Source organism: Roseovarius sp. EC-HK134 (assembly GCF_902498815.1).
In the GTDB taxonomy this organism is placed as follows: Bacteria; Pseudomonadota; Alphaproteobacteria; order Rhodobacterales; family Rhodobacteraceae; genus Roseovarius; species Roseovarius mucosus_A.
This window is the reverse complement of the sequence record NZ_LR701544.1, coordinates 395,554-412,092: the sequence shown is the minus strand read 5'-3', so window position 1 is coordinate 412,092 and position 16,539 is coordinate 395,554. Positions and strand designations below refer to the sequence as shown.

Below are 16,539 nucleotides of genomic sequence, written 5' to 3'. Positions count from 1 at the left end.
AACATCCTCACATCAGCCCGATATCGTCGCGGCCCGCGCCAAACCGCCGGACCGCCCGACTGTAGAGAGCGACCACGATCAGCATGATCACAATCAGCGCCACCGCCACTGCCGATCCGAAGGCCCAGTTGCGCGACTGCAAAAAGAGATCGACCAGCGCATTGCCAACAAAGAACACCTTTCCGCCACCCAGAATGGCCGGGATCAGAAATTCGCCGGTCAGCAGGATGAACACCAGCATAGAGCCTGTCAAAACGCCCGGCATCGACAGCGGCAAAGTGATCTGTAGAAAACTGCGCCACGGTGGCGTGCCCAGATCCGCCGCCGCCTCCAATAGGCTGCGATCCAGCTTTTCCAGGGCCACGTAGATGGGAAAGACCATTAGCGGCAGATAGCCATAAACAATCCCAACCAGCACCGCAAAGGGTGTGTTGATCAGCCGGATATCGCCCAGCCCCACCGCCTCCAGCAGCGCCGGGATACCATTGCCCCCAAGCAGATAAATCCACGCATAAGACCGGATCAGGATCGAGGTCCAGAACGGCACGATCACCAGAATAAGCAGCGTCGTCTTCCATCGCGCCGACACTTTCAATGCCAGATAATAGGCCAGCGGATAGGCAATGAATAACGCCGCCAGCGTGCCCAGCGGCGCCAATGTCAGGGTGTTGCGAAACGCGGCAAACCGGGCGGGCAGGTTGGCATATTGCTCCAACGTAAAGCCCGGCGCATAGCCGCCAATCGGATTTCGCTCGCCAAAGGAAAAAACGAGGACGACGGCCAAAGGGAACAAGAGCAGCACACCATACCAGATGCCCGCAGGCATCAGCAGCAGCGCGCGCGCCCGTGTCCGTGTCATGGCCATCGCCCTTGGTCCTCTGATCAGGCTGATTTGAACCGGGCCATCAATTCGGCGCGGTTGGGATCGGTCAGCGTGACCGCCGCGCCGAACTCCAGCGCATTAAGCGCCTCTGCCGCCGGGTACAGGATGGGATCATTCAGCAACTCTTCGGGCAAAAGCGCATTGGTGCGCGCATCCGCCACCGGATAGCCATGCGCCAAGGCCTCACGCGCATTGACCTCGGGCGCGAGCAGATAATCGATCAGCGCATAGGCCGCCTCGCGGTGCGGCGCGCCAACCGGAATGGCATAGTAATCCGACCAGATTTCGCCCCCCTCCTTGCCCAAGGCAAAGGCGATTTCGGGAAGGTCAGTATTGAGCTGCTTGCCATCCCCCGTCCAACACATCGTAAGCCAAGCATCGCCGTTGCGCATTGCAGGCTGATAGTCTGAGGAGATCGCAAAGAGATGCGGCTTGACCTCGATCAGCAACTTTTCGGCCTCGGCCAGTTCCGCCGGATCAACCGAATTAAAGCTATAGCCGAAATAGGCCAACGCATTGCCGATGGTGGTCAGTTGATAGTCATGCACCATGACGCGCCCGTCGAACTGATCCTTGGCCCCGTCAAAAAAGGTCTTCCAGCTATCGACCACGCCGCCGGTCTTGGCGGTGTTTGACGCAATCCCCGTGGTGCCCCAGTTTTTCGGCACGGCATAGACCTTGCCATCAATCGTGCCCGCATCGGCAAAGCGCGCATCAAACGCGGCGGGGTCGTAATTGGGCAATTTCGACAGATCCAAAGGCTCGATCAAACCGGCCTCGACATAGGTGGAAATCGCATAGTTGGTTGGAACGAACACGTCCCAGCCCGAACCACCCGCCTGAATCTTGGCCAGCATTTCCTCATTCGAGCCAAACACATTGACCTGAGAGAAAACGCCGGTCTCGGTGGCAAAAAGATCAAAATTGGCAGCGTCGTGATAATTGGGCCAGGTTGCCAGAACCACGCGGTCGCCCAGATCCTGCGCCATGGCGCGCCCCGGCAGCAGGCCCGGCAACGCGCCCCCCAGAACCGCCATCGCGGTGCCAAGGCCCGTGGTGCCCAGAAACTGCCGTCGGCTGATCGAACCCTTTTCGTAGCGGCGCAGTTCTTCAATGAATTTCTTGCGCGAAATCGGTGTGTTATCCTGTGTCATCGTCTCGTTTCCCTTGTTGAACGTGGTGCAGTTGTTATCCGTCACTCGTCAGCGGCCAGAACCAATCCGGTGCCCGCCGTCCAGAGGATATGGACCGGATCGCCCACCCCCTGCCCGCCCAAGGCTCTTTCGGCCTGTCGCGGAACATTGACCTGAAGCGGGCCGATGTCGTCGGCCTGCATCAGATATTCGGTATGATCCCCCAAAAAGGTGCGGTGAGTGATCCGTGCCCGCAGCATTGCATCCTCGCCCGGGGCCTCGCCCGGCACGGCAAGGCGCAATGCCTCGGGACGCACCGCAATTTCGACATGGCGACGCGTATCGCCCGCGGTATTGGGCACGAGCACCTGCGCACCACCGGCAAGGGCGATGCGCGCCAGACCTGCCTCCCGCGAGAGAACCTCGCCCTTCAGGATATTCGCCTTGCCCACGAAATCCGCCACATAGCGATTGCGCGGCCGATCATAGAGATCCTGCGGCGTGCCCACCTGCGCAATCCGCCCCGCGCCCATGATGCAAATCCGGTCCGACATCGACAGCGCCTCTTCCTGATCATGGGTGACCAGCACAAAGGTGATGCCAAGGCTGCGTTGCAGATCAAGCAATTCGCGCTGCATCTCGCCGCGCAGCTTGGCATCGAGCGCCGCCATCGGCTCATCCAGCAACAAGAGCTTGGGTTCGTTGATGATCGCCCGCGCCAGCGCCACGCGCTGCTGTTGCCCGCCCGACAATTCCCACGTGCGCCGCGCGCCAAACGCATCCAGCCGCACCTTGGCCAAGGCGGCATCGACCCTCGCGGCAATCTCGGATTTCGCCAGTTTGGGCCGCACCTGCCGCAATCCGTAGCCGATATTTTGCGCCACGGTCATATGCGGAAAGAGCGCGTAATGCTGAAACACCATGTTCACCGGGCGCGCATAGGCGGGCACACGGCTGACATCCTGTCCGTCGATCCGCACCGTGCCGTCACTCGGGCTCTCGAACCCAGCCAGCATGCGCAGCGCCGTCGTCTTGCCACAGCCCGAGGGGCCAAGGAACGACAGGAACTCGCCACGCCGGATACGCAGGTTGATCCGGTCCGCTGCCAGCACGGCGCCAAACCGCTTGGTGGCCCCGACGAATTCTGCGACGCAATCCTCGTCCGAGGGATGGCCCTGTGTGCTGTGCGTCCCCTGTTCCCGGCTCGCGCCCATCCTGATCCCCGCTTCGGCATTCGCATCCAGCATGCCGGTCCTCTCGTGTTGCCGCGCCCCTGCGCCTATGCCATACAATCACAAAACGGTAAGAAAATCGCGGACGGTTGTATATATCATAAAGAGCATAGATGACGACAAGAACGCAAATGTCAGATTGGTTCGAAACCAGCGCGCGCGCGGTCTCGGCGCTTGGAACGCCCGGGTTTGCCTCGGCTCTCACCACAGCGTTGCGCAGTATCGTGCCCTATGAGTTCACCGTAATCTTTGCCTATTACCGTGATCACAAACCTCTTGATCTTTATGATGATTTTCCCGCTGCCAAGCGCAAGGTCATGGTAGATGACTATCAAGAGGGGCCCTATCTGCTAGATCCCTTCTATCTCAATGCCGCCGCCCCGACGTTGCCCCGTCTCGCACGGTTGCGCGATCTGGCACCGGATCGGTTCTATCAAGCAGAATATTTTCGCAATTATTACATCCAGACCGGGCTTGCCGAAGAAATAGGCTTTATCCTCAATATTGGGGATGAGGTCGGCGTAGTGATTTCCGCCATGCGCGAACACAAGGTCTTCTCTGCCCGCGAGTTTCGCGATCTTGAGGCGGCCTTTCCCTTTGTCGCGGCCATCGCCCAGAAACAGTGGGGTGGCCTGATCACCCAATTCTCGGCACGACCCGAGACAGACGGCCCCCGCCTGCCGCAACTGATCGAAGACGCGTTTCAGAGCCTTGGGCGCAACCTTTTGACCCCGCGCGAGGCAGAGGTGGTGGAATATGTGCTCAAGGGTCATTCCGCCGATGCTACCGGTCGCGCCTTGGGCATTTCACCGGGCACCGTGCGCATCCATCGCCGCAACATCTACGCGAAACTGCGGGTAAGCTCGCAAGGAGAGTTGTTTTCCAGCTTTATCGCCGCATTGTCCGAGCTGGCCTGAACGCGGGGCACATCGCAGATTGAAATGGACTGGCATTTGATCCCAGAGTGGCGCTTGTTCCAAACCGCTTTATCGGCAACGTGAACCCCAAGACCATCGGGAGAGTGACATGCGGATTGCGCGGTTAGAGACGTTTTGCAACGAATTCGTGGGTTTTGTGCGCGTGACCACGGACAGCGGCGCACAGGGCTGGGGGCAGGTGTCGACCTACAATGCCGATATTACCTGCACAATCTTTCACCGCCAGATCGCGCCGCATGCGCTTGGGACCGATGCACTCGACTTTGCCGATACTCTTGATCTGATTTATGAGCGCGAGTTGAAATATCCCGGCAGTTACCTGCGCCGCGCCATGACCGGGCTTGATACCGCGCTGTGGGACATGCGCGGCAAGTTAGAGGGCGAGCCGGTTGCAACCCTGCTTGGTGGCTCTCCGGGGCCGGTGCGCGCCTATGCCAGTTCCATGCGCCGCGACATCACCCCCGAGGATGAGGCCGAGCGTTTTTGCCGCCTGCGGGATGACAAGGGGTTTACCGCCTTCAAATGGCGCGTTGGTGCAGAGGCCGGGCGCGACCACGACGAATGGCCGGGCAGAACCGAAGCCGTGGTGCCGACCGTTTCGCGGGCTTTGGGGGACGGCATCGAAAAGCTGGTCGATGGCAATTCCTGCTATTCTCCCGCCCGCGCCATCGAGGTGGGCAAACTGCTGCAGGATAACGGCATCGGGCATTTCGAGGAACCCTGCCCCTATTGGGAATATGACCAGACCGCCGCTGTGCGGGCCGCGCTTTTGCTAGATGTTGCGGGCGGCGAGCAGGATTGCGAATATTCCAGTTGGCAGTTGATGCTGGATCGGGGCGCAGTCGATATCGTGCAACCCGATGTGATGTATATGGGTGGTATGCACCGCACCTTGCATGTCTGCCAGATGGCTGCGCGCGCTGGCCTGCCCGTTACTCCGCATGCCGCCAATCTGTCACTGGTGACGATGTGCACCATGCATCTGTTGCGCGCCATTCCCAACGCGGGAAAATACCTCGAATTCTCGATTGAGGGGCCCGAGTATTACCCTTGGCAAGAGGGGCTGTTTCTGGGTGATCCCTACCGAATTGAGGGGGGCCATGCCATTGTCACAGACGCCCCCGGCTGGGGTGTCGAGATTTCCCCGACATGGCTCGACTCAGCGACCTATCAGGTCTCCGAGAGGTAAGGACGCCCCGAGAGCGCCAATTGGCTTGCTCACCCTCACGATTCATGTACGCTCTGCAGACCAATTGCGTCGGAGTTGCGCATGAAACAGGCCGCAGGGGCGCTTTTGTCCGCGATTCATCTCGACCGCTCGTCGCGCAAGGGCATGAGCGTGCAACTTTACATGGCGTTGCGCGATATCATCTTGTCGGGCGGTTTGCGAGCGGGCGACCGCCTGCCTGCGACGCGCACGCTGGCGCGCGAAACCGGCGTATCGCGCACCACGGTAATCGACGCCGTTGACCGGCTGGTTGCCGAGGGCATGCTGGTGTCGCAAGTGGGCTCTGGCACTTTTGTCAGCGACACACTGGAACATCAGCCCTCAGTCCCCGTGCTGACCACCGCCTCGGATACCACGGCCCAACAGCCCCGCGTGTCCTATGCCATCAACCATGCCGAAAAGAGCTATGCCCAACGCACTTGGTTGCCCCATGAGGCCCGCGCCTTTGTGACGGCGCTGCCGGCACTCGACGCTTTTCCGCTGGCGCATTGGTCGCGGCTTTCGGCGCGGCACCTGCGGGGCGCACGCGGGGCGGTGATGGGCTATGGTCAGCCAAAGGGGTATGAGCCTTTGCGCCGGGCGATCACCACCCATCTGAGCGTGCTCAAGGGGATTCAGTGTCACCACGAGCAGATTTTCATCACCTCTGGCGCACAGCATGCCTTTGCCTTGATCGGGCGGCTGTTGCTCAATCCCGGTGATCGGGTCTGGATGGAAAACCCCGGTGCCTCGGGCGCGCGCAATGCGCTCTTGTCGGAAGGGGCCGAACTGGTGCCGGTCGACGTGGATCAGGACGGATTGATCGTGGCCGACGGCTTGGCCAAGGCCCCGCATTTCCGCATGGCGTTTGTCACACCATCGCACCAACAGCCTTTGGGCCATGTCATGTCTTTGGCACGCCGGTTCGAGCTGTTGCAGGCGGCGGACGCAGCGCAGGCGGTGATCGTAGAGGATGACTATGACGGGGAATTCTACTATGGCAACGCGCCCCAACCGGCGCTGCGCAGTACGGATACCTCTGGCCGCGTGATCTATGTCGGTACCTTTTCAAAGTCGCTCTTTCCATCGCTCCGGCTGGGCTTTGTTCTTGTGCCAGAGCGGATGACCGAAGCCTTTGATCGCATGTTCCGGTTCTGGGCCAGCGGTCCGCCCACGGCAACACAGGCGACCGTTGCTGATTTCATGGACGAGGGCCATTTTGCCACCCATATCCGGCTGATGCGGCGGCTCTACAAGGCGCGCTATGAGGCGCTGATGGAGGAAAGCCGCATCCTGCCTGACTGTATCACACTTCAGGAAACCGCCAGCGGGTTCCACACTCCAGCCTATCTTGCGCCGGGAATTGACGCGCAAGCGGTCGTGGCACAGGCGGCGGAACGCGGCGTTGTTCTGGCGCCGCTTTCGAAATACTGCCTCAGCCCGATTGACCGATCCGGCCTAGTCTTCGGATTTGGCAGCGCAGCCCCCGAGGACATTCGGCGCGGGATGGAAACCCTACGGACCCTACCTGCCCTAAGGTGAAATTGGTCTGATTTTTTTGTCAAATTGGATATGAAAGAACGTCCAATTCTGCCCTAGCGTTAGACCTTGCATCTGTAGGGTGCCACATTGGCTTGCCCTGCAAACGGAGTAACGCGATGGACCGCACTTCACCCGGATCGACTCGGCACCATCCCTATTGGCATGATCAGGTTGGCCCGATGCCTGTGTTACCTGTGGATCCGCCGCGTGATGCGGATGTGCTGATCGTGGGGTCGGGCTATACCGGGCTGAGCGCGGCTATCGCTACGGCGCGTGGCGGTCGCAAAACGGTGGTGATCGACGCCGAGGCCGCAGGCTTTGGATGCAGCACCCGTAATGGCGGACAGATCAGCACCAGCGTAAAGCCATCACTGGAAAAGCTGACCGCCAAATTTGGGGCACAAAAGGCCCGCGCGCTGCGTGGCGAGGGAGAGCGGGCGCTGAAATGGATCGGTGAGTTCATCGACCAAGAGGGGATAGCCTGTGACTTCAAGCGCGTTGGCCGGTTTCACGCCGCGCACACCCCCGCACATTACGAAATGTTGGTGCGCGACGCGGAACAAATGCACAAAGGCGAAGGCATCGAGAGCTTTGCCGTGCCCCGCGCCGAACAGCATCGCGAGATGGGCACAGATTTCTATCACGGCGGGGTGGTGTTTACGAAACACTGCTCCTTGCATCCCGCCAAATACCACCGTGGCCTGTTGATGGCGGCACTCAACGCTGGCGTCGAGGTGGTTGCGCATTGCCCCGTTGGAAAGATTGAGAATACAGGATCCGGCTTTCGCGTTCAGACCGCCAAGGGCGAGGTCCGGGCGCGGGATGTGATCGTTGCCACCAATGGCTATACCGGCGCGTTGACCCCGTGGATGCAACGGCGGGTGATCCCAATCGGCAGCTACATCATCGCCACCGAAGAATTACCAGAGAGCCTGATCGACGAGTTGTTCCCGACCGACCGGATCGCCAGCGATACCTGCAAAGTGCTCTATTATTACCGCGCTTCACCGGATCGGCGGCGTGTCCTGTTCGGCGGCCGCGTCTCTGCGGCGGAAACCGATACGTCGGTCAGCGCGCCGCTCTTGTTTGAAAGCATGACCCGCATTTTTCCGCAATTGAAGGACTGCGCAATTTCGCATTCCTGGCATGGCACGGTGGCCTACAGCTTCGATGAATTGGCGCATACCGGCGTTCACGACGGAGTGCATTACGCCATGGGCTATTGCGGGTCTGGTGTCTCGATGGCGGGGTATCTGGGCATGCGCACCGGCCAAAAGGTGCTGGGCCTCGCCGAGGGCAAGACCGCCTTTGACGACGTGCCACACCCGACCCGCCCGCTTTATACAGGCAAGCCGTGGTTTCTTCCTGCAACGGTCGCTTGGTATCGCTGGATGGACAAGAGACAGACCCGGCGGGCGATGGTCGCGGATCCATCCCGACTTTGAACTTTCGCTGAAACATGCCGAGCCAGCGAAACATGATAAAAATCGGCACGTACTGCCATTTCGCGGCATTCCAACAGGAGAAAAACAAGATGAGAAAGACATTTTCACTGACCGTCGCTGCCACGCTGCTTGCGAGCGGTGCTGTCGCTCAGGGCACGGAAATCACCATCGCTTCTTGGGGTGGGTCCTATCAGGACGCACAGAGCAAAGCCTTGTTCGAACCGGCCTCTGCGGCAACTGGGGTTACGGTCAAGCAGGAAACATATGGCGGGATGGCCGATGTCCGCCTGCAAGTTTCAACCGGGCAGGTGACGTTCGACATCGTGGCCAGTGGGTCCGGTTCTGCGGCGCGGGCCGGGGCAGAAGGGCTTTTGGAACCGCTGGATTACAACGTGATCGACGTGTCCAACTTTTATCCCAACCTCTATTCCGAGTATTGCGTCGGGGGCGATGTGTTCTCGACGGTCTATGCCTGGAACACCGACACCTATGGCGAGAACGGGCCGCAAAGCTGGGCGGATTTCTTTGACGCCGAGAAATTCCCCGGCTCGCGCGCCTATCGCGGTTCAGTTGCGGGCGCACTTGAACCGGCGCTGATGGCCGATGGCGTGCCGATGGATCAGGTTTATGAGGTGTTGAGTTCGGAAGAGGGGATCGAGCGCGCGCTCAACAAGATCCGCGAGCTGCGGCCCAATATCTCGGTTTTCTGGTCCTCTGGTGCGCAGCACGCCCAGTTGATGAAGGATGGCGAGGTCGACATGACCACTGGCTGGAATGGCCGCTTTGATACCGCTGCGGCGGATGGGGCCAAAGTGGATTACAGCTTCAATCAGGCGCTGCTGGATTACGACTGTTTCGCAATCCCCAAAGGTGCGCCGAACAAGGATGCAGCGATGCAGTTCCTCGCTGAAATCTCGAAACCCGAGTATCAGGACGATCTGCCGAAATACATCACCTACGGCCCGACCAACAAATCTGCCTATGACACAGGTGAGATCAGCGCAGAGGTTGCGGCCGGCCTGCCCTCCTCGCCCGAGAATGCGGCCATGCAATTGCCAATCTCTCTGGAATGGTATGCAAAATGGGAAACCGTCGCCGCCGAGATGTATCAGGAAATGCTGACTGAGTAACCAAAGCCCCAACACAAGACCTGACGGGCGCTACGGCGCCCGTCTGCGCCAATAGACCACTCGGAGGGCAGCAATTGACCAACACCGCCACAGAAGCGCTGCCGATATCAGTGCAGAACGTCACCAAGACCTACGGGGCGGTGCATGCCCTCGACGATGTGTCGCTCGAGGTCAAAAGCGGTGAGTTTCTGACACTTCTGGGGCCGTCTGGGTCTGGCAAGACCACGCTTTTGATGGTGCTTGCGGGATTTACCCGGCCCGATTGCGGCAGTCTCAAGTTTGGCGACCGCGAAGTTATCCGCACCCCGCCACATCTGCGCGAGGTCGGCATGACCTTTCAGAGCTATGCGCTTTTCCCGCATATGACCGTGGCGGGCAATGTGGGCTATCCCTTGCGCCTGCGCAAACGCCCCAAGGCAGAGATCGCGGAACGGGTCGAGCGGGCGCTGGAAACGGTGCAGCTTGGTGGCTATGGCAATCGTCGCGTCGACCAGCTCTCTGGCGGGCAAAAGCAACGTGTCGCGGTGGCGCGCGCCATTGTGTTTGAACCTCGCATCCTGTTGATGGATGAACCGCTATCCGCGCTCGACAAGAAACTGCGCGACCAGATGCAGATCGAGTTGCGGCATCTGCACGAACAGCTTGGCATGACCACGGTCTATGTCACCCATGACCAGCGCGAGGCGCTGACCATGTCCGATCGGATCGCCGTGGTGAACCATGGGCGCATCATGCAGCTCTCAACCCCCCGCGATCTCTATGAACACCCCGCAAATCGGTTTGTGGCGGATTTCATCGGCGATTCCACGTTTCTGACGGTGAACCGTTTGGGCGCTGACGTGACCTTTGGCGGGGTGCCGCTGATCCATGCAGGCCCCTTGCCCGACACGCCCGAACTTCAACTGATGATCCGCCCCGAACGTATCGTGCTCTCTTCGGGTGGACCGCGTGAGGGGGCCAATAATTTTGCCGCCACCGCGACCGATGTGGTCTATCAGGGCGACAGCTTCTTGCTGCACGCGCGGTTGGGCACGGGCGAAATGGTGGCTTTGCGCGGAGCGGTGCGCGGCAGCAATGCAACGTCCCTGCCCCAGCTTGGTGACCGCGTGACCCTGACCTTGGCACCCGAAGACACAGTGTTGATCGACGGAAGCCAAACATGAGCATGCAGACAGCGCCCCTCAATGCCGCTGGGCTGCGCCGTGACGAGCGGTTAGAGCGGCTGACGCTTTTTGGTCTGAGTTCACCGGCAATCCTGCTTATTCTCGTGGTGCTGGTCATTCCCGTGGGCTGGTTGTTCTATGTCTCGTTCATCGGGGCAAACGGGCAATTCTCGCTTGAGAATTACGAGCGCATGATCAGCCGCCGCTCTTATCTGCGCATTTTCATCACCACCTTTCAGGTCAGCCTGTTGACCACCGGGCTGTGCATCCTGATCGGCTATCCCTTTGCCTATTTCATGTCGCAGCTGCCAAGCCGCCTTGCAAATCTGTGCCTGATCACCGTGCTCTTGCCGTTCTGGACCTCACTTTTGGTGCGGACCTATGCGTGGCTGGTGCTGTTGCAGAAACAGGGATTGATCAACAATTGGGCCATCTCGCTTGGCCTTTGGGATGAACCACTCAAGATCGTTCACAACATGACCGGCACGTTGATCGGCATGGTGCATATCATGCTGCCATTTCTCATCCTGCCAGTTTACGGCGCGATGAAGGCGATTGACCGCGATTACCTCAAGGCGGCGGCCAACCTTGGGGCAAGCCCACGGGTGGCGTTTTGGACAGTCTTTTTTCCACTCACCGCGCCGGGGCTTTTTGCCGGGGCGCTGATGGTGTTCATCCTCTGCCTTGGCTTCTTTGTCACCCCGGCGGTGCTGGGCGGGGGCAAGGTGATCATGGTGTCGATGCAGATCGTCTCGAACATCGAGTTATTCGTGAATTGGGGCGCGGCCAGTGCCTTGGGCGTGGTGCTGCTGATCCTGACTGTGGCGATCCTCTGGGTCGCATCCCGGTTTCTGAACCTCGACCGGATGACCGGAGGCGGGCACTGATGCGCAACTGGCTCAATTCCCCGGCGACCGACACGCAAGTCACCCATGGCCAACGCCTGTGGCTCTATGTCTTTGCGGTGATCGTGATGATCCTGCTGGTCACGCCCACATTGATCGTGATCCCGATGTCCTTTTCGGACAGTCAATATCTGGAGTTTCCACCCGAGGTCTGGTCAACCCGCTGGTATGATAATTTCTTTGGCTCAAGCGAATGGATGCAGGCGGCGCGGACCTCTTTTCAGACGGCCTTTCTGACCATGATCGTGGCGACGCCGATTGGGGTTCTGGCGGCCTATGGGCTGCATAGTTCACGGTTTGCCTTTGTCCGGGTTGCCTTTGTCCTGATGATCACACCGATGATGGTGCCGCTGGTGCTGGTGGCGATTGGAGCGTTCTACGCCTATGTGAAGCTCAATCTTCTTTACACTATAACCGGATTGGTTCTGGCCCATACCGTGCTGGCGCTGCCGCTGGTGGTGATCGTCACCGGCTCCGCCCTCAAAGGTTACGACATGAGCCAAGAACAGGCTGCCCGCAGCCTAGGTGCCCCACGCTGGAAGGCATTTCTAACCGTGACCCTGCCGCAGATTCGGTTTGCGGTGGTCACGAGCGCGCTTTTGGCCTTCCTCACCTCGTTTGACGAGGTTGTGGTGGCAATGTTCATTTCTGGCGGCGACAACCCAACCTTGACACGCAACATGTTCAACGCGCTGCGCGATCAGATTGACCCGACCATTGCAGCCATTTCGACGATCATGATCCTTGTGACCACCGTGATGATGGTGCTGGTGCAAGTATTCGGCCAAGACAAGAAACACTGACGCGCGCAGCGTCACATAGCGATACCGACAAGAACCTTTGGAGACCCCAATGATCGACCTCAAGACGTATCAAAGCCTCGCCACTCAGCCGGTTGGCGCCTTTGCCCCGAAACCGACCAGCCTCACACCGGGACAAGAGGAAGCCTCGGCGCAACTCTGGGCCTCTGCCGATGGCCATACGAAGATTGGCGTTTGGGAATGCACGCCGGGGCATTTCACCGCCGACCGCACAGCGATGGGCGAATATTGCCATATCATCTCTGGCCGCGCCTCGGTCACGAATGCCGATGGGCAGGGAACGCGCGATATCGGTCCGGGTGATCTTCTTGTCTTGCCGCAGGGATGGACCGGCGAATGGGTGATCCACGAGCATATGCGCAAGCTCTATATCCTCAGCACATCCCCCACGATCTGAATCGTGGAGGCGTTGCTTGTCTGCACGTCTGGCCCGGCTTCAATCGCCGGGCCAGATAAGAGGATGACCCGTATTACCAGGAATTATACCCCAGAAACTTGCCCGACATCTCAACCTTGACGCGGTCCCCCTTGGGGTTTGCGACACGGGTGATCTTCATGTCGAAATCAATCGCCGACATGATACCGTCGCCAAACTCTTCTTGGATCAACGCCTTCATCGTGGGGCCGTAAACGCCCACAATCTCGTAGAGGCGGTAGATACACGGGTCTGTTGGCACCGCTTGTTCCCAGATCTTGGTCGGATACTCCTCCAGCACCGAAACCGCCTCCTCCGGCAGATCCAGCAACGCGACGAGCGCCTCAGCCTTGGCCTTGGGCATGGTGTTCATGCCCATGCAGGCCGAATGGGTCCAGACGGGCGACATGCCGATGCCCTCAGCAATCTCTTCCCATTTCATCCCGGTCTTTTTCTTCGCGATCAGGATCAGGGTGGTTACATCCTCCTTGGTCATCAGCGCGGGCATAGTCACAGTGTCTTTCATAGTGTCCTCCATTCGTTTGATCTCAGGTGAAAATTGGTGTCACAGGTTCACGGCGCGTAGCCGCAGGGCCTCGCCGGTCTCGTCTTCGGGTGGTGCGTGGTCAATCCGCACAGTCTCGGGCGTCTGTGCCGCGCCGTCGGATACCTGCCCCGCCAATTCCTTGGACCGCTTGCCAAGGAACTGCACCAGATGGTTGCGGATCGGGTAGTAGTTGGGATGTTCCACGATCTCGGTCCGGTTGCGTGGGCGCGGGATCGTGATCTCGACCGATTCCGCCACACGGGCAAAGGGACCGTTGGTCATGAGCAGGATACGATCTGCCAGAAGGATCGCCTCGTCGATGTCATGGGTGATCATAAACACGGTCTGCCCGGTGCCGCCCCATATCTTGAGCAACTCATCCTGAATGGTGCCCCGCGTCAGCGCATCGAGCGCGCCAAACGGTTCATCCAGCAACAAGAGCTTGGGATGATTGGCAAAGGCGCGGGCAATCGACACCCGCTGCCGCATGCCCCCCGACAATTGGCTGGGCTTGCGGTGGATCACGTCGCCCTCAAGCCCGACCATCGCCAGATACTCGCGGGAATGGTCCAGCACCTTGGCCTTGGACCAATCCGGATGCCGCGCGGCGACCCCAAAGCTCACGTTTTTGAGTGTGCTCAGCCAAGGCAGCAGGGAATAGTTCTGAAACACCACGCCCCGATCAAGGCTGGGGCCCGACACCTCGAACCCATCCATCTTGACCACACCGCTTGTCGGCTCTGCAAGGCCCGCAAGAATGTTCATGATGGTAGACTTGCCACAGCCCGAATGCCCAAGGATAACGACGAATTCGCCCTTCTCCACCCCGAATGTGGCGTTCTCGAACACGGTCATCGTGCCGCCTTGGCCATCCGGATAACACTGGGTCAGGTTCTCAATCGACAGAAACGGTTTGTTCATCTCACGGCTCCTTATTCCGCATAGGCCACGGCGCGCTGGAGCGTGGCAAAGGCCGCATCCAGCATCATGCCGACAATGCCGATCATCAGGATCGAAAAGATGACCGAGGTCAGATCAAGATTGTTCCACTCGTTCCAGACGTAATACCCAATACCCGTCCCCCCCACGAGCATCTCGGCGGCGACGATGACAAGCCACGCGATGCCGATAGAGATACGCATGCCGGTCACGATGGTCGGTGCCGCCGCAGGCAGGATCACCGTAAAGGCGGTCTTGAAATGCCCCAGTTCATGCGTCCGTGCGACATTCACCCAATCCTGTCGTACACCTGCCACGCCAAAGGCGGTGTTGATCAACATGGGCCAGATCGAGCAGATGAAGATCACGAAGATCGCGCTCGCCTCGCTGTCCTGGATGACGAACAAAGCCAGCGGCATCCACGCGAGCGGCGATATCGGGCGCAGCACCTGAATGAACGGGTTGAGCGCTTTGTAGGCGACCGGCGACATGCCGATCAGGAACCCCAGCGGTATCGCCACCACCGCCGCCATCAGATAGCCCGACAGCACCCGATAGATCGAGTATCCGATCTGAATCCCGATCCCCTTGTCATTGGGTCCAGCATCGTAGAACGGATTGCTTAGTTCTTCCCATGCCTTGGCCATAACCTGTGACGGGGGCGGCACACCTGCCTTTTGCGCCCCCCCGCCGGTCAACCGCTCGTATTCCGTCAACTCGCCCACGGCTTTTTGCGCCGGAATGGACATCTCCCAGAGGAACAGCCCGACAAAGAGCATCACCACCGACAAAAGCAGGGCGCGTTGATTTAGCGACAGTGTCGACATCGCTTAACCCTTCCCGATGGCGAAACTTTTGACATAGGCCTCCGGCTCTGCCGGATCGAATGTCTTGCCCATGATGGTGTGCGATTTGTAGGTGATGTCGGGCGCGTCATAGCCCAGATCGTTCATCACCTTCTTGGCATCGGCAGCCAAATAGACCTGTTCGGCCACAGCCTTGTAGTCAATATCGTTCTCGATATAGCCCCACCTCTTCATCTGAGTCAGAATCCAAACGCCCATCGAATGCCAAGGGAAAGGATCAAAGTCGATCCGATCTGGCACTTGCTGCACCGCACCCAAGCCATCGGCAAAGGTGCCGGTCAAAACCTGCTGGATCACCTCGACGGGCTGGTTGAGATAATTCGTCGGCGCGATGGCCTCGGAAATTTCAATGCGGTTCTCTGGGTTGGACGCATATTGGGTGGCGTCAATGATCGACTTGAGCAACGCCCCATAGGTGTTGGGCAACTCCGTGGCGAAACTCAGCGGCGCGGCAAAGGCGCAGCAGGGGTGCCCCTCCCAGATCTCTTTGGTCAGCAGATGGATAAAGCCGATCCCTTCCCAAACCGCGCGCTGATTGAACGGATCGGGCGAGAGATAGCCATCAAGGTTCCCGGCGCGCAGGTTGGCAACCATTTCGGGCGGCGGCACCACGCGGATCTGAATATCCACATCGGGATCAAGCCCGTGTTCAGCCACGTAATAGCGCAAAAGGAAATTGTGCATCGAGTATTCGAACGGCACCCCAAAGGTGAATCCCTTCCATTGCTTGGGGTCGCGCTTGTCCAGATGCTCGTTAGACAGGACAATGGCCTGCCCGTTGATATTTTCAACGGCGGGCATGATGTATGGCACAGCGGTCGAGCCTGCGCCAAGTGTCATGGCCAGAGGCATCGGCGTCAGCATATGGCTTGCGTCATATTCCCCCGACAGCGACTTGTCGCGCGCCACAGCCCAACCGGCGGTTTTGATGACACTCGCGTTCAATCCGTAGCGCTCGTAAAAGCCCAAGGGCTGCGCCATGATGATCGGCGTGGCGCAGGTAATCGGCACGAACCCGATGTTAAGGTCTGTCTTTTCCGGCGCGCCAAGATTGTCGAGAATTGCTGCCTTGGCTGCATCAAGCGGAAACACCGACGCAAGCGCCGCCGCAACCGTACCGCCGCCCATCATCCCCATGAACGACCGCCGCCCGATATCGCTGTGACCGAACACCGACCGCACCACGGCGCTTTCGACCGCGCGCTCTAGCATCGCTTCAGAGGACATCGCCCGCGCGGTCACGTCATGCTGCGCGCCATTGCAGGTGTCGCACCCGCAGGACGCGCCGTGGCGCAGGTCATTCTTTTCTGAAAATGGGTCGCCAAGGCTCTTCATGGTCATTTCACGTCCTTTCGCTCAAATACCGTTTGACC

Annotated in this window: 16 protein-coding genes; 9 read left to right on the top strand and 7 right to left on the bottom strand. The window is 59.4% G+C overall.

What is annotated here, in order from left to right:
• Window positions 1-7: 7 nt before the first annotated feature.
• From GC127_RS05910 to GC127_RS05900, 3 genes are read right to left on the bottom strand one after another with little or no spacing between them, the layout of a single operon-like run.
• Window positions 8-859, bottom strand: coding sequence for an ABC transporter permease (locus tag GC127_RS05910; protein ID WP_037298124.1), 852 nt, complete (start codon window positions 857-859; stop codon window positions 8-10).
• Between the two features lie 23 nt (window positions 860-882).
• A complete protein-coding gene (locus GC127_RS05905) occupies window positions 883-2,037 on the bottom strand; it encodes a PotD/PotF family extracellular solute-binding protein (protein ID WP_050775777.1) in 1,155 nt (384 codons plus the stop codon).
• A 41-nt stretch (window positions 2,038-2,078) separates the two neighbouring features.
• Entirely contained in the window at window positions 2,079-3,263 is a 1,185-nt protein-coding gene (locus GC127_RS05900) for an ABC transporter ATP-binding protein (protein WP_008281560.1), read from the bottom strand.
• 98 nt (window positions 3,264-3,361) lie between these two features.
• Here GC127_RS05900 and GC127_RS05895 point away from each other — a divergent pair, with 98 nt between their 5' ends.
• The 9 genes from GC127_RS05895 (at window position 3,362) to GC127_RS05855 (ending at window position 12,796) form a co-directional block, all read left to right on the top strand.
• Window positions 3,362-4,165 (top strand): helix-turn-helix transcriptional regulator, encoded by an 804-nt coding sequence (locus GC127_RS05895; RefSeq protein WP_085976978.1) that lies wholly within the window; start codon window positions 3,362-3,364, stop codon window positions 4,163-4,165.
• Between the two features lie 109 nt (window positions 4,166-4,274).
• Window positions 4,275-5,375, top strand: coding sequence for a mandelate racemase/muconate lactonizing enzyme family protein (locus GC127_RS05890; protein ID WP_151977007.1), 1,101 nt, complete (start codon window positions 4,275-4,277; stop codon window positions 5,373-5,375).
• Window positions 5,376-5,456: 81 nt separating this feature from the next.
• The gene (locus tag GC127_RS05885; protein WP_151977005.1) at window positions 5,457-6,935 is read left to right on the top strand and encodes a PLP-dependent aminotransferase family protein; all 1,479 of its coding nucleotides are present in this window, start codon (window positions 5,457-5,459) and stop codon (window positions 6,933-6,935) included.
• A 179-nt stretch (window positions 6,936-7,114) separates the two neighbouring features.
• Window positions 7,115-8,380: an FAD-binding oxidoreductase gene (locus GC127_RS05880; protein WP_151979651.1), complete on the top strand. Its 1,266-nt coding sequence runs from the start codon at window positions 7,115-7,117 to the stop codon at window positions 8,378-8,380.
• A gap of 89 nt (window positions 8,381-8,469) precedes the next feature.
• On the top strand, window positions 8,470-9,510 hold the full coding sequence (locus GC127_RS05875; RefSeq protein ID WP_081506931.1) for a polyamine ABC transporter substrate-binding protein: 1,041 nt from the start codon (window positions 8,470-8,472) through the stop codon (window positions 9,508-9,510).
• Window positions 9,511-9,584: 74 nt separating this feature from the next.
• A complete protein-coding gene (locus GC127_RS05870; protein WP_151977003.1) occupies window positions 9,585-10,673 on the top strand; it encodes an ABC transporter ATP-binding protein in 1,089 nt (362 codons plus the stop codon).
• On the top strand, window positions 10,670-11,560 hold the full coding sequence (locus GC127_RS05865; RefSeq protein WP_008281553.1) for an ABC transporter permease: 891 nt from the start codon (window positions 10,670-10,672) through the stop codon (window positions 11,558-11,560). The genes GC127_RS05870 and GC127_RS05865 overlap by 4 nt, the downstream gene beginning before the upstream one ends.
• Window positions 11,560-12,381 (top strand): ABC transporter permease, encoded by an 822-nt coding sequence (locus GC127_RS05860; protein WP_008281552.1) that lies wholly within the window; start codon window positions 11,560-11,562, stop codon window positions 12,379-12,381. Before GC127_RS05865 ends, GC127_RS05860 begins: the two co-directional genes overlap by 1 nt.
• 49 nt (window positions 12,382-12,430) lie before the next feature.
• The gene (locus GC127_RS05855) at window positions 12,431-12,796 is read left to right on the top strand and encodes a cupin domain-containing protein (protein WP_151977002.1); all 366 of its coding nucleotides are present in this window, start codon (window positions 12,431-12,433) and stop codon (window positions 12,794-12,796) included.
• Window positions 12,797-12,869: 73 nt separating this feature from the next.
• On the opposite strand, the gene cynS is transcribed toward GC127_RS05855, so the two are convergent.
• From cynS to GC127_RS05835, 4 genes are read right to left on the bottom strand one after another with little or no spacing between them, the layout of a single operon-like run.
• On the bottom strand, window positions 12,870-13,352 hold the full coding sequence (cynS, locus tag GC127_RS05850; RefSeq protein ID WP_008281549.1) for a cyanase: 483 nt from the start codon (window positions 13,350-13,352) through the stop codon (window positions 12,870-12,872).
• 27 nt (window positions 13,353-13,379) lie between these two features.
• Window positions 13,380-14,282, bottom strand: a complete 903-nt coding sequence (locus GC127_RS05845) for an ABC transporter ATP-binding protein (protein ID WP_151977000.1) — start codon at window positions 14,280-14,282, stop codon at window positions 13,380-13,382.
• Between the two features lie 11 nt (window positions 14,283-14,293).
• Entirely contained in the window at window positions 14,294-15,127 is an 834-nt protein-coding gene (gene ntrB / locus GC127_RS05840) for a nitrate ABC transporter permease (protein ID WP_151976998.1), read from the bottom strand.
• 3 nt (window positions 15,128-15,130) lie between these two features.
• Window positions 15,131-16,507, bottom strand: coding sequence for a CmpA/NrtA family ABC transporter substrate-binding protein (locus GC127_RS05835; protein ID WP_151976996.1), 1,377 nt, complete (start codon window positions 16,505-16,507; stop codon window positions 15,131-15,133).
• Window positions 16,508-16,539: the final 32 nt, after the last annotated feature.

What these genes read in the sequence shown, in the direction of transcription:
- GC127_RS05910 (WP_037298124.1), bottom strand. Translation starts at nt 859, where the DNA reads ATGACACGGACACGGGCGCGCGCGCTGCTGCTGATGCCTGCGGGCATC.
- GC127_RS05905 (WP_050775777.1), bottom strand. Translation starts at nt 2,037, where the DNA reads ATGACACAGGATAACACACCGATTTCGCGCAAGAAATTCATTGAAGAA.
- GC127_RS05900 (WP_008281560.1), bottom strand. Translation starts at nt 3,263, where the DNA reads ATGCTGGATGCGAATGCCGAAGCGGGGATCAGGATGGGCGCGAGCCGG.
- GC127_RS05895 (WP_085976978.1), top strand. Translation starts at nt 3,362, where the DNA reads ATGACGACAAGAACGCAAATGTCAGATTGGTTCGAAACCAGCGCGCGC.
- GC127_RS05890 (WP_151977007.1), top strand. Translation starts at nt 4,275, where the DNA reads ATGCGGATTGCGCGGTTAGAGACGTTTTGCAACGAATTCGTGGGTTTT.
- GC127_RS05885 (WP_151977005.1), top strand. Translation starts at nt 5,457, where the DNA reads ATGAAACAGGCCGCAGGGGCGCTTTTGTCCGCGATTCATCTCGACCGC.
- GC127_RS05880 (WP_151979651.1), top strand. Translation starts at nt 7,115, where the DNA reads ATGCCTGTGTTACCTGTGGATCCGCCGCGTGATGCGGATGTGCTGATC.
- GC127_RS05875 (WP_081506931.1), top strand. Translation starts at nt 8,470, where the DNA reads ATGAGAAAGACATTTTCACTGACCGTCGCTGCCACGCTGCTTGCGAGC.
- GC127_RS05865 (WP_008281553.1), top strand. Translation starts at nt 10,670, where the DNA reads ATGAGCATGCAGACAGCGCCCCTCAATGCCGCTGGGCTGCGCCGTGAC.
- GC127_RS05860 (WP_008281552.1), top strand. Translation starts at nt 11,560, where the DNA reads ATGCGCAACTGGCTCAATTCCCCGGCGACCGACACGCAAGTCACCCAT.
- GC127_RS05855 (WP_151977002.1), top strand. Translation starts at nt 12,431, where the DNA reads ATGATCGACCTCAAGACGTATCAAAGCCTCGCCACTCAGCCGGTTGGC.
- cynS (WP_008281549.1), bottom strand. Translation starts at nt 13,352, where the DNA reads ATGGAGGACACTATGAAAGACACTGTGACTATGCCCGCGCTGATGACC.
- GC127_RS05845 (WP_151977000.1), bottom strand. Translation starts at nt 14,282, where the DNA reads ATGAACAAACCGTTTCTGTCGATTGAGAACCTGACCCAGTGTTATCCG.
- ntrB (WP_151976998.1), bottom strand. Translation starts at nt 15,127, where the DNA reads ATGTCGACACTGTCGCTAAATCAACGCGCCCTGCTTTTGTCGGTGGTG.
- GC127_RS05835 (WP_151976996.1), bottom strand. Translation starts at nt 16,507, where the DNA reads ATGACCATGAAGAGCCTTGGCGACCCATTTTCAGAAAAGAATGACCTG.